Here is a 12,636-nt window from a genome sequence, read left to right on the forward strand (position 1 = left end):
GTATAAAATGGGGATCATAATCTTTCAAGATCTTCAAATAAAAATAATAAATCAAACCACCCATGGATGATAAAAGTCCTTTTCCAGTATTCCCTATGCATTTCAGAGGAATCCTTCTTCTAGCAGGAATGTATACCATCGCTTGGTCTGCCTTTTTCAAATGGTTTGGCTCTGACCTATGCCAATGGCTATCTATGGGAAATTCTGAATTGATAGATTTACCTAGTAACTATTATGGTAGCTTTGGACTAATTGTAGGCGTGATTATTTTCATCAGCGCTTTTTACCCTGTCAGTTGGGTCTATTTGATTATCGCAGGTATTTCAGGAAAAATCATTTTAGCTATCTGGTTTACGCTGGGTTTCCTGCCTGACTTAGGGTGGAACAAACGAACTGGTTTTCAATTGATCGGAAACGAAATCATTTGGCTCATCCCATTGATCCTAATATTTTTGAGAGGCTGTCAGGTAAAAAATTATCTTGAAAAAAATGAAGTAGAAGAATCTTAAAGGGTTCTGATAAAACAGCAAGAAGTAGAAACAAAAAAAGGACTCAGATTGAGTCCTTTTTTGTTGAAAATGATTGATCTTAAAGGATGATGATCAATAACAAAATGATGATAATTGCACCTACAGAAATATAAATACCATTTCCTGCAGCTTTTGCTTCTTTTTTCATATCTCTCAACTCCATTCTGATCTCTTTCTTCTCATCTTTGGTCATTGATTTAAAATCCATGGCTTTGATTTCATCCAATCTAGCCTGCATTTCCACAGCACGTTTTTTCTGAGCTTCTGTTAACTCAGTTTTTTCATTTTTAGAATCCCTATCTGGCAGCGGTGCTGCTTGGATAAACTGAACAGAAAGGAACAAAGCAAAAATCGCAATTAGCTTTTTCATAAGGTATTTTGTTTTAAGGTTAGATAATCAATTCTTCAATAAACCAGCCATTTTCTGACAGAAATAGTATTGAGGCCAGAATCTGACAATTTCAAATTCTATTTTTAGTAACTTACACTGCCTAACGCCACATTAAAATCAAATCAAAATAATTTAATAATGCCCCAAAAACAAGCACATAAGCTTTTTTTACTTGATGCCATGGCTCTTATATACAGAGCCCATTTTGCATTTAGCAAGAATCCTAGAATAAATAGCAAAGGTTTAAATACTGGGGTCATGCTGGGCTTTACCAATACGCTATTAGAGGTACTAGATAAGGAAAATCCTACCCATATTGGGGTCGCTTTTGACACACATGCCCCAACTTTTAGACATATTCAATATGAGCCTTATAAAGCCAATCGGCAGGAACAGCCAGAAGATATTGGCGTAGCCATCCCATGGGTAAAAGAAATTGTCAAGGCTTTTAACATTCCTATTTTGGAAATGGATGGATTTGAGGCAGATGATATAATAGGCACTTTAGCCAAACAGGCAGAAGCGGAGAATTTCACCGTTTACATGATGACTCCTGACAAGGATTATGGGCAATTAGTAGATGATCATATTTTCCTATACAAACCGGCTTTTATGGGAAAAGGAATTGAAGTCATGGGGCCTAAGCAGATCTGCGAAAAATGGGATATCGAACGGGTAGACCAAGTCATTGACATGCTTGGCTTGATGGGTGACTCTGTTGACAATATTCCAGGAATTCCCGGTATTGGTCAAAAAACCGCTGTGAAGCTGCTGAAACAATATGGTTCTGTGGAAGAACTTATAAAAAACACCGATGACCTGAAGGGTAAGCAAAAGGAAAACGTAATAAACTTTGCAGAGCAAGGTATTTTATCCAAACAACTGGCGACCATTAAAATTGATGTTCCAGTTAACTTTGTCGAGGAAGAACTGAAATATGATGGTTTTAATGAAGAAACTTTAAAAACCATCTTTGCTGAGCTGGAATTCAGAACCCTGGCCAGTAGAATTTTTAAAGATGGAAAAACCAAAAAGGCAGCAATAAAAGGCAATGATCAGTTAGGGTTATTCGGTGATAGCAAGGCCACAACCTCCACACCTACAATAGAATTTGAAGAAGAAACGGTAAATGCCGCACCGATACCCGAACATAAAAACATACTTACCACCGCACATCAATACCATAAAATTGCTGGACCGGAAGCCATTGAAGAGCTCGTTTCTTATTTGATGCTTCAAGATCAGCTTTGTTTCGATACCGAAACCACTTCTGTAAATGCTATGGAGGCTGAGCTGGTCGGAATTTCTTTTGCCTATCTCAGTGGAGAGGCTTATTACATTCCTTGCCCAGCAGATAGAGCAGAAACAGATCAAATTTTGGAACAACTTAAGCCTGTTTTTCAAAATGAAAAAATTCTCAAGATTGGTCAAAATATAAAATACGATCTGCTCATCTTGAAAAATTATGATGTGGAGGTAAAAGGGAAACTCTATGATACCATGCTCGCTCATTACCTTATTGAGCCAGAAGGAAAACACTCTATGGACTGGTTAGCAGAGCAATACCTTAACTACCAACCGGTATCCATCACCGAACTCATCGGAAAAAAAGGGAAAAATCAGGGTAATATGCGTGACGTAGATGTCGATCAAGTCACAGAATATGCCTCTGAAGATGCTGATATAACGCTACAGCTTAAGGAAAAGCTCGACCCTTTTTTGAAAGAGAATTTATTGGAAAAGCTTTTTTATGAGGTAGAGAATCCATTGATCAATGTATTGACAGAGATGGAGTTTGAAGGCATTCGAATAGATACCAAAAGCCTTGCTGAAATGTCTATCTCTTTGGAAAAAGAAAGTAAGGAGATCGAAAACAAGGTTTATGAAATCGCCGGTGTTCGATTTAATCTGGCTTCTCCAAAACAATTGGGGGATGTCCTGTTCGAAAAGTTGAAACTAGATCCTAAGGCCAAAAAGACAAAAACAGGTCAATACGCTACTGGAGAGGAAATTTTGAGCAAGCTGGCCAATGAACATGAGATCGCCAGAGCCATTTTGGATTTTAGACAAATGGTCAAGCTCAAGTCTACTTATGTCGACGCTTTACCTACCATGATTAATTCCAAAACAGGAAAAATTCATACCACATACAATCAGTTTGTGGCAGCTACAGGAAGACTATCCTCAATCAATCCAAACCTCCAGAATATTCCTATTCGGACAGAAAGAGGCCGGGAAATCAGGAAAGCATTTGTTCCAAGAGATGAAAACCATATCCTTTTGGCAGCTGATTACTCCCAAATAGAATTACGTATTATGGCGGCTTTTTCTGGGGATGAATCTATGATAGAAGCTTTCAAAAATGGACGGGATATCCATGCTACTACGGCAGCTAAAATATTTCAGGTTCCTTTAGAGGAAGTCACCTCAGATATGCGTAGAAAAGCCAAAACAGCCAATTTTGGAATTATTTATGGTATTTCTGCTTTTGGACTTTCCCAGAGATTATCGATTTCCCGCACGGAAGCCAAGGAAATTATTGATGCCTATTTCAAGGAATTCCCAGCTGTAAAAGAATACATGGATAGAGCGATAGAAAAAGCCAGAAATGATGAATACGTGGAAACACTTTTGGGCCGTAGAAGATATTTACGAGATATCAATAGTAGAAATGCTACCATGCGAGGCTTTGCGGAGCGAAATGCCATCAATGCACCTATCCAAGGATCGGCAGCTGACTTAATTAAAGTTGCCATGATTGACGTTCATAACTGGATGAAAAAGGAAAATCTCAAGTCTAAAATGATTCTACAGGTACATGATGAATTGGTTTTTGATGCACATAAAGATGAAGTGGAAATTCTAAAAAAGAATATCCCTGAGCTTATGTCAAATGCAATTAAAATGGATGTTCCTGTGGAAGTAGAAGTTGGTACGGGAGATGATTGGCTGCAGGCACACTGATTAGAGTATTAAGTACAAAGTACCAAGTAGTTCGAGGCTCATAATTTTAAAATTATAAGATTTGAAGATTGAAAAATTTGTAAATCGAGACAAGCAACTAAGTAATCCCATCTCTGAGGTTCTTTAAATTTCGTAAATCTTATTTTCCATTTCGTACTTCACAATGGCCAAAATCAAAACCACTTTCTTCTGTCAAAACTGCGGTGCCCAAAGTCCAAAATGGATAGGCAAATGCCCTGCATGTGGGGAATGGAATACCTATGTGGAAGAGGTAATTCAAAAAGAAGAAAGTGGAAAAGGAAGTTGGAAAACCAGTGGCTCTACTCAAAAGAAAGCTAATACTCCGAAAAAAATCCAAGAGGTCAATTACGAGGAAATGCCTCGCTATGTCACTGGAGATGCGGAACTGGACCGAGTGCTAGGTGGAGGTATTGTCCCTGGTTCCTTGGTTTTGATAGGAGGAGAACCTGGTATTGGGAAATCTACTTTAATGCTACAAATAGCCTTAACCTTAAAGGCAAAGTCCGTCTTATATGTTTCCGGAGAGGAAAGTGAAGCACAAATCAAGATGCGTGCTGATCGAATGCAGGCCAAAAATCCCGACTGCTATGTGCTCTCTGAAACAAATACGCAGCATATTTTCCAACAAATTGAGGCTTTGAAGCCCAACCTGTTGGTGATAGATTCTATACAGACGCTTCACTCCCAACTGGTAGAGTCTGCAGCCGGTTCGGTTTCTCAGGTTCGAGAATGTACTGCAGAGCTCATGAAATTTGCCAAAGAAACTGGTACTCCTGTCTTTTTGATCGGGCATATCACAAAAGATGGATCTATCGCAGGACCAAAGGTTTTGGAACATATGGTAGATACGGTTCTTCAATTTGAAGGAGATCGGCATATGAGCTACAGAATCCTGCGAACCAGTAAAAATCGATTTGGCTCGACGCATGAATTGGGAATTTATGAGATGAGAGTAGAAGGTTTGCGCCCAGTAGTCAACCCTTCAGAAATTTTATTGACTCAAAGAGAAGAAGTACTCAATGGAGTCGCCATTGGAGCAATGATGGAGGGAAATAGGCCTTTGTTGATAGAAATACAGTCCCTCGTCAGCCCTGCAACTTATGGAACTCCCCAAAGAAGTAGTACCGGACATGATGCCAAGAGACTGAATATGCTTTTGGCAGTGTTGGAAAAACGAGGAGGGATGAGGTTAGGCCAACAAGATGTGTTTCTAAATGTGGCTGGAGGCTTAAGAGTAGACGACCCGGCCTTGGATTTGGCTGTTTGTGCCAGCTTGATTTCCAGCTATGAGGACACCCCTGTTTCCGAACAAATCTGTTTCGCTGGAGAGGTAGGCTTAGGAGGAGAAATTCGTGCTGTCCAAAGAATCGAAAACAGAATTGCCGAAGCAGAAAAACTTGGTTTCAAAAAAATTATTGTCTCCAAATATGCAATCAAAGGTTTAGACCTTAAAAAGTATCGCATAGAAGTCATGGCAGTCGGCAAACTGGAAGAAATGTACTCTAAGATTTTCTAGGTTCATTCAATTTTGGCGTAGCCAAAGTTGACGGAAAAGTCAACACACCAGATTAACACGTACTGGTATTCTTCAAAATCAACATTATCTGGTAAATCATATTCATAATCCCCTTCCAATCCTTTCAATTCACCAAGTGTAATAAATTCTGAAGCTTTAGTGTCAGTAGCCAAGTACACTTCCAGAAGGGGGCCGTCATCTGATTTAAAATCTGAAAATTCCAGAATATTCTTATTAGTATTCACATTTACTTTTCCTGAAGTAGGATGAGCGTCGGAGACAAATTCACCCATATACATGGTCATTTGATCTTCATCCATGTCAGCAGACATTTCCATATCGTCTTTGTCCATGGTCGTATCCATATCATCCTCATTCATACAAGAAGAAAAAAATACTGTTGAAAAAAGAAGAAGTAAATTCTTGAGTTTCATAATCCAGGTTTTTGATCTGAGAGTTTTACTTCTCATTAAGATACCAAATATTATTTATACGTTATTTTAACTTCAATTGGTCAATGACCCATTTGGTAAACATTAAACCAATATAAATGTTGACTTAACGATCGTTTTAATTCTATAATTTCAAAACAACTGTAATGAGAAAATCCTTCCATTTAACACTTTACCTTTTATTGCTTTTTGGGTTTTACTCCTGTCAATCCATCCCAAAAGGAGCAACTGCAGTTTCCCCTTTTGAGATAGAAAAGTACATGGGTACCTGGTATGAAATAGCCCGAATAGATTTTAAATTCGAAGAGAACTTAAATAATACCACAGCAAATTATAAGCTTCAGCCTGATGGAAAAGTCAAAGTGACGAATAGGGGATATAACTATGTCAAAGAGGAATGGGAAGAAGCAATCGGCAAAGCTAAATTCAGAGGGGAAAGTGATGTAGCAGAACTCAAGGTCTCGTTTTTTGGACCATTTTACGCTGGCTATAATGTTATCGGATTAGAAGGATACTATGAATATGCTCTCGTAGCTGGAAAAGACTTAGACTACTTGTGGATATTATCGCGAAGTAAGTCTATACCTGAAGCAGTCAAAAATAAGTTTTTAGAAAAAGCCAAAAGCATTGGTTATGATACTTCGAGACTCATTTGGGTTGAACAGGATAAAAATGAGTGACTCGTTTAGGTAAATGGGCTCAAAATTTTAAATTCCCCATTAAATGAACGCTCAAACCGAATAAAATTGGGCAGTTTTATGTGGTTTGGATTCAAGGATTCACTAAATTCAGAATTCCTAAAATCCCAACCTTATGAAAAAGTTATATTTCTTTCTTTTTTGCTTGTTTGCCTCCTTTGGTTTTACACAAGCCCAAGATCTAAGTCTCCAAGTGCCTAAGGAGAAAGTCAACATGAAAATCGGTGAAACGCTCCAACTAGAAGCCATGGTTGTAGATGCCGATGATAACATGGTTTCAGGTCGGGATTTCATTTTTTATTCCAGAAATAGAAGAGCCCTGTCAGTAGTGGATACAACAGGCCTTGCCACGGCTATTAGGCATGGTGAATATGAGGTTTTTGTCATTAGCCCGGGATCCCCCCAACTCAGAACCAGTATTTTCGTAACGGTTGCGCCTGAACCAATTGCCTCCATTGATTTAGAAGGTATTCCTGAAAATATTTATGCAGGAATTAATGTGCCTTTAGAAATAACAGTAAAAGATGAAGCCGGATTCGAAAGACCTGAAAAAGTAATCGCTTTGAGCTCCTCAGATGAGGAAATAATCACGGTAGCTCCTTTTAATAAGCTGATCGTCAAAAAGCCTGGAAAGGCTACCATAACTGCGAAAGTAGATGAGGTTGAGGAATCAATAACGATGGAAGTCATCGAAAATCCAATAGCAAAAATCCTCCTCAAGTCTGATAAAGTAGAGGGAAAATCAGGAGATGTCTTTACACTAACCGCTTTAGCAGTGGATAAAGATGGAAATGAAGTGAGTGATGCCCCAATCAGTTACTCTTTTACCGGAGAATCATTTGATGTATCAGCAGCGCCATCAGGCCTTATCAATGAAGAAGGAAAATTTGTAGCGGACGAACCTGGAATATATGTTCTCAATGCAACTTCAGGACCTTCAGCAGCATCTATCACCGTTCAGGCAAATACCAGAAATGTAGGTAGAGAAATTGAACTTATTGGGCAAGGTTCCATGAACAAAAAGCATACTTCAGACCTTTGGGTTTGGGAAGGTATAGACGGAAAAGACTATGCAGTAACAGGAACTTGGGGAGCAGATGGTACAGCCTATTTTTGGGATGTAACTGATCCTGCGGAGATTTTTTTAGTAGACTCTGTGAAAGTGGATGCTCGTACTGTAAACGACGTGAAAGTTTCCGAAGATGGAAAAGTAGCTATCATATCTAGAGAAGGTGCTTCCAATCGTAAAAATGGTTTGGTAATTATTGATGTAAGCAATCCAAGAGATGCTAAAATCATTTCAGAATTTTCTGAAAACCTTACCGGTGGTGTTCACAATGTATTTATTTATCAAAACCATGTCTATGCTTTAAGTGCCGGTAGAAAATACTATTCTATCAATATTGAAGATCCTGCAAACCCAAAGATTGTAGGAGAATTTGAATTGGATACTCCAGGACATTCCATTCATGACGTTTGGGTACACGATGGGATTGCCTATTCTTCCAACTGGAGTGATGGTGTGCAGCTTGTGGACGTAGGAAATGGAATTGCAGGTGGAACACCTTCCAACCCTGTTCAATTTGCTAGTTATGCTTATCCTAGCGGTTCGAATCATGCAGCATTCCCTTATAAAGATGAAAAAACGGGTAAGTTTTATGTCATTTTAGGAGATGAGGAATTTCCTTATGGCTTAGATCCTTCGGGAAGAAAACCTAGTAGAGCTGCAGGTTACCTTCATGTTATTGATTTCACTGATCTGAAAAACCCAAAAGAGGTGGCTTGGTTTCAAGTTCCATTTGCTGGATCGCATAATTTCTGGATTGAAGATGACATTCTTTATGCCGCATTCTACAATGGAGGTGTACGTGTCGTTGATTTAAGTGGTGAGTTATTAGGTGATCTTAACCGGCAAGGACGTGAGATTGCCTGGATTGTCCCTGAAGATCCAGATGGCTATGTTGCGAATGCACCTTTTACTTGGGGAGCTCAGCCGCATAAAGGGCATATTTTCTATTCGGATTGGAATAGTGGCCTTTGGTCAGCGAAGTTGAAGCCGGTAGTTCCTGAAAATGCCAAATTAGAGGCAAAATAAATTAACCAAAAACCATAGGAAGCAATGATTCAATTTAATAAAAATGGGATCTCCAAAATTTGCGTTGTCCTGATCGCGATCCTAGGATTTTCTTTAAAATCCCAAGCTCAGGAATACTATGTTTACGTCACAGCAGAATCAGAGGATGAGGTAGCATTGATCAAATTTGATGGTGAAAAAGCTTGGGTGGAGGAAACCATTCCTGTCGGTGTATGGCCGGCAGAAATAGAAGGTCCGCATGGAATCAATATAAGTCCTGATGGAAAATACTGGTATCTATCACTTGCCCATGGCAATCCCTATGGGATTTTATATAAGTTTTCTACCGAAACGAATGAGGTTGTAGACACTGTTCAGTTGGGGCTTTTCCCTGCCTCACTCCAAGTTTCTAAGGCCACAGGCCTTTTGTATTGTGTCAACTTCAACCTTCATGGGGATATGGTACCAAGTACTGTTTCTGTTGTCGATCCCGAGGAGATGATAGAAATTGAGAAAATTGAAACAGGAGTGATGCCTCATGGGTCCAGGATTTCATCAGACGGACTCTATCACTATTCGGTGGGTATGATGTCTGGAGAACTCTTTGAGATATCCACGGCAAAATTGAAGGTTACGAGAAAGCTAAATTTGGATGGGAAAGAAGAAGAAATGAAAATGGATGGAATGGATCACAGTACAATGGATCATTCTCAGATGGGACATAGCATGATGACAGCATCTCAGCCTATGTACCATAGTGCCACTAAGCCGACTTGGGCTATTCCTCACCCAAATAATGGTAAAGTTTATGTAGCGGGAAATGGATCGGATGAAGTTTTGGAAGTGGATTTAGAAAAATGGGAAATCACGGACCGTTTCAAAACTGGAAAAGCACCATACAACTGTGATGTGACACCAGATGGAAGATATCTTGTCGTTACATACAAGGGAAGTGGGGAGACAGGTATTTGGGATTTAAAAAAGAAAAAAGAACTTCCTAGAGTTAAAAATACCCGAAAAGTAACCCATGGTGTATCCATCTCCTCTGACAGTAAATATGCATTTATCTCTGTGGAAGGTATCGGTGGTGAACCAGGAACAATGGATGTTATAGATATTAAAAATGCAGAAAAGGTGGCCTCAGTAGATATGGGTAAACAAGCAGGAGGTATCATTTTCTGGAAAATGGATTAATAACTTCTAAAGCACTTAAATTCAGCATTATTTGTGTTTTCCTTGATATAATTCATCTCATAATCGAAAATGCGCAGCCAACTTTTTAATTCTAAAAATAGAAATCCTAATATTAACTATCGAGGAGAAAGTCCTTCTCGATTGGATAACCTGACGGATGCTGTTTTTGGGATAGCTGTTACACTTTTAATCTTCAATTTATCCAGTCCCAATTCACTGGAGGACTTGATCGTTTTTACGAAAACACTTCCAGCATTTTTAATTAGCATTGGTTTTCTGATCCTGATCTGGCAGGAACATGTAAGATTTTCTGAGATGTACACGCTGAGAGGATCTTGGCTTGTTTTTCTCAATTCGCTTTTTATAGCTTTGATCATATTTTATGTTTACCCGCTACGCTTTTTAACCCTCTTTTTGACCAATTTAATCTTTGGTACAGACATTTCATTGCAGATTTCAGCTGTAGAAATCCCCGATTTAATGATCTATTATGGCTCCATCGCTTTTGCTCTCTATTTTGTCCTTTTTTGGTTTTACTTCATTGCTATCAGGAATAAAGAAATACTTGCTTTAAGTAAGTATGAGGAGATGCATACCAACTACCAGCAGATTCGAATTGTGATCATGTTTACGGTGCCTTTACTATCCATCTTGTTAGTTTGGATATTACGAACCCAGTCAATAGCATGGGCTTCGTTCTTGGGTGGAATGGTCTACGGTTTATATACCCCAGCAATTTTGGTATGGCTAAAATCTTATAAAAAAGCAGCAAAGCGATCCCTTGATATGGGGAAATAGCTTTTTGATATTTTAAAAATGGAAAGACACTAATGGTTTACATTACTCAATTAATATATCTCAAAGCAGGACAAGAAAGCATTTTTCATCAATTTGAAGAGATTGCTATTCCCACTATTAGTAAATATAATGGGGATCTACTTTTAAGAATCCGCCCTGATAATGCCTCATTAATAGAGGGCAGTATGGAAAAACCCTATGAAATTCATTTAGTGACATTTAAAACACAGGATGATTTTGAAAATTTCAAACATGACGAGGAGCGGAAAAACTTCCTTCACCTGAAAGATGAATCCATTAAAACATCAATCCTTATTCAAGGAAGCAAGCTATAGAAACCTATTCCATGCATGTTACTCCCTGATACTTAAGGAAAATGAATATGTCTAACCCAAAATTTCGAACCTATGAAACGCATAATTTTATTCCTTCTCTCCTTTCTATTCATACTCCGAGTTTCGGCTCAAATGGAAGTACGAACAGCTATAGAAATGGGTCCAGATCACTATCCTCAGGAGGGTGTTCCAAAAGGTGAATTTCTTGGACCTTTTGATTTTCACAGTAAAATAATTGAAGGGACCGTTCGACAATATTGGCTTTTTATCCCAGCTCAATATGAACCAAGCAAACCTGCAAGTCTTTTGGTTTTTCAAGATGGATATCGAGCTACCAACCCTAATGGGTCTATACGCGCTCCTCAGGTTCTGGAAAACCTGATTGCAAAGGGAGAAATACCCGTAACTATTGGCATTTTTATTTCTCCTGGCAATCTCTCTGAGACTTACCCAACAAATCTTGGTTCGAGCAATCCTAACAATAGAGCAGCTGAATATGATGCCATGGATGACAGGTACGCAAGGTTTATTATTGAAGAAATGTTACCCACAGTCAGCAAAGATTATAATCTAACATCTGACCCCGAACAAAGAGCAATCGGAGGAACAAGTAGTGGGGCGATAGCAGCATTTACCGTGGCTTGGCATTATCCTGACTATTTCCGCAAAGTTTATAGTGGCATAGGAAGCTATGTTTCTATTGGTTTTAGACCCAATGAAACTCCAGTTAAACTCGGTGGACAAGACTATCCTGCCTTAATTCGAAGAGAGAAAATCCGTCCCATTCGAATTTTCATTCAGGATGGTACCAATGACCTCAGTAATGAGTGGGGAAATTGGTTTTTAGCGAATCAACAGATGGTCTCAGCTTTTGAATATGCCAATCAAAATGCAGACAAAAACAATTTGTCTAATCCTAGGTATGAATTTACTTATGTTTGGACGGATGGTGAGCATAGCGATAAGCACCCTGGGGCATTATTGCCTGAGGGGCTTAAATGGTTATGGAAATCCGATAAGTAAGGATTTAAAATATTCCTTGACCTTACAGTATTAGTTGGGAATATCTACTAAATCCGCTTTTTCAAAGTCTAACTCCATACAATCTTCCACAAAATCCGGCCAATAAATCTTAAAAAATAGGGCATGATGTGGATTTTGATGGAATGTTTGAAAGGCTTCTTGATTTTCAAATTCAATGTTCAAACCATAATCAAACTCATTTTTTTGACTTATCTGTTTTAGTATGGTAAAATTTTCTACCCCAGAAATGGTAGAAAGTTTAGCAAGCGCATTAAAGAATGTATGCTCTTCAGGCGATCCTATTGGATACTTCAACCTAAAAAATAAGCTGTGTGTAATCATGGCGTTAAAGTTAGAGTCAGAAAAAAGTTTACTGAAAAAGTAACCCAAAGGTTTACTTTATGTTATAAAAGGAAAAGCCAATTTTGTCATTTAGATGAAATAAAGATAAAAGCTCATCCTTAAAGAAAATCACATCTAATAAAATTTCATTACCTCTAAAAATAATAATCTTTCGTCTATTTACCACAAACAATTTCTGGTTTTCAAGAAAACCGAAGTAAAAGAGCTCTAAATAACCTGTTATATAAAAAGGACAGGATAGGACAGTTGGCCTTTCTATTTTTGGTAATTTACCATG

The 12,636-nt window shown here is 38.5% G+C and carries 12 protein-coding genes; 9 read left to right on the forward strand and 3 right to left on the reverse strand.

Annotation, left to right across the window (positions count from 1 at the left end; translation table 11 throughout):
• The first annotated feature begins 62 nt into the window (after positions 1 to 62).
• Positions 63 to 509 (forward strand): hypothetical protein, encoded by a 447-nt coding sequence (locus tag ALPR1_RS00615; protein ID WP_008197684.1) that lies wholly within the window; start codon positions 63 to 65, stop codon positions 507 to 509.
• Between the two features lie 79 nt (positions 510 to 588).
• On the opposite strand, the gene ALPR1_RS00620 is transcribed toward ALPR1_RS00615, so the two are convergent.
• A complete protein-coding gene (locus tag ALPR1_RS00620) occupies positions 589 to 900 on the reverse strand; it encodes a hypothetical protein (RefSeq protein WP_008197685.1) in 312 nt (103 codons plus the stop codon).
• Between the two features lie 159 nt (positions 901 to 1,059).
• On the opposite strand from ALPR1_RS00620, the gene polA reads away from it, so the two are divergent.
• Together polA and radA are read left to right on the forward strand one after the other, a co-directional pair.
• Positions 1,060 to 3,885, forward strand: a complete 2,826-nt coding sequence (gene polA / locus ALPR1_RS00625; RefSeq protein ID WP_008197686.1) for a DNA polymerase I — start codon at positions 1,060 to 1,062, stop codon at positions 3,883 to 3,885.
• A gap of 163 nt (positions 3,886 to 4,048) precedes the next feature.
• Positions 4,049 to 5,422 carry a DNA repair protein RadA gene (radA, locus tag ALPR1_RS00630; RefSeq protein ID WP_008197687.1) on the forward strand — a complete coding sequence of 458 codons (1,374 nt, stop codon included), beginning with the start codon at positions 4,049 to 4,051 and terminating at the stop codon, positions 5,420 to 5,422.
• Positions 5,423 to 5,424: 2 nt separating this feature from the next.
• On the opposite strand, the gene ALPR1_RS00635 is transcribed toward radA, so the two are convergent.
• Positions 5,425 to 5,856, reverse strand: coding sequence for a DM13 domain-containing protein (locus ALPR1_RS00635; RefSeq protein WP_040303082.1), 432 nt, complete (start codon positions 5,854 to 5,856; stop codon positions 5,425 to 5,427).
• A 164-nt stretch (positions 5,857 to 6,020) separates the two neighbouring features.
• Between ALPR1_RS00635 and ALPR1_RS00640 the strand changes: the two genes are divergently transcribed.
• The 6 genes from ALPR1_RS00640 (at position 6,021) to ALPR1_RS00665 (ending at position 11,996) form a co-directional block, all read left to right on the forward strand.
• On the forward strand, positions 6,021 to 6,554 hold the full coding sequence (locus ALPR1_RS00640) for a lipocalin family protein (protein ID WP_008197689.1): 534 nt from the start codon (positions 6,021 to 6,023) through the stop codon (positions 6,552 to 6,554).
• Between the two features lie 133 nt (positions 6,555 to 6,687).
• Positions 6,688 to 8,667, forward strand: a complete 1,980-nt coding sequence (locus ALPR1_RS00645) for a hypothetical protein (protein ID WP_153231747.1) — start codon at positions 6,688 to 6,690, stop codon at positions 8,665 to 8,667.
• Positions 8,668 to 8,691: 24 nt separating this feature from the next.
• Positions 8,692 to 9,840: a YncE family protein gene (locus ALPR1_RS00650; protein ID WP_008197693.1), complete on the forward strand. Its 1,149-nt coding sequence runs from the start codon at positions 8,692 to 8,694 to the stop codon at positions 9,838 to 9,840.
• Between the two features lie 69 nt (positions 9,841 to 9,909).
• Positions 9,910 to 10,638: a TMEM175 family protein gene (locus ALPR1_RS00655; RefSeq protein WP_008197694.1), complete on the forward strand. Its 729-nt coding sequence runs from the start codon at positions 9,910 to 9,912 to the stop codon at positions 10,636 to 10,638.
• Positions 10,639 to 10,670: 32 nt separating this feature from the next.
• Complete coding sequence (locus tag ALPR1_RS00660) at positions 10,671 to 10,973, forward strand: hypothetical protein (protein WP_008197696.1); 303 nt, start codon at positions 10,671 to 10,673, stop codon at positions 10,971 to 10,973.
• A gap of 72 nt (positions 10,974 to 11,045) precedes the next feature.
• Entirely contained in the window at positions 11,046 to 11,996 is a 951-nt protein-coding gene (locus ALPR1_RS00665; RefSeq protein ID WP_008197698.1) for an alpha/beta hydrolase, read from the forward strand.
• A 30-nt stretch (positions 11,997 to 12,026) separates the two neighbouring features.
• Here ALPR1_RS00665 and ALPR1_RS00670 read toward each other — a convergent pair whose 3' ends face one another.
• Positions 12,027 to 12,338, reverse strand: a complete 312-nt coding sequence (locus ALPR1_RS00670; RefSeq protein ID WP_008197699.1) for a Dabb family protein — start codon at positions 12,336 to 12,338, stop codon at positions 12,027 to 12,029.
• Positions 12,339 to 12,636: the final 298 nt, after the last annotated feature.

The organism is Algoriphagus machipongonensis, from assembly GCF_000166275.1.
In the GTDB taxonomy this organism is placed as follows: Bacteria; Bacteroidota; Bacteroidia; order Cytophagales; family Cyclobacteriaceae; genus Algoriphagus; species Algoriphagus machipongonensis.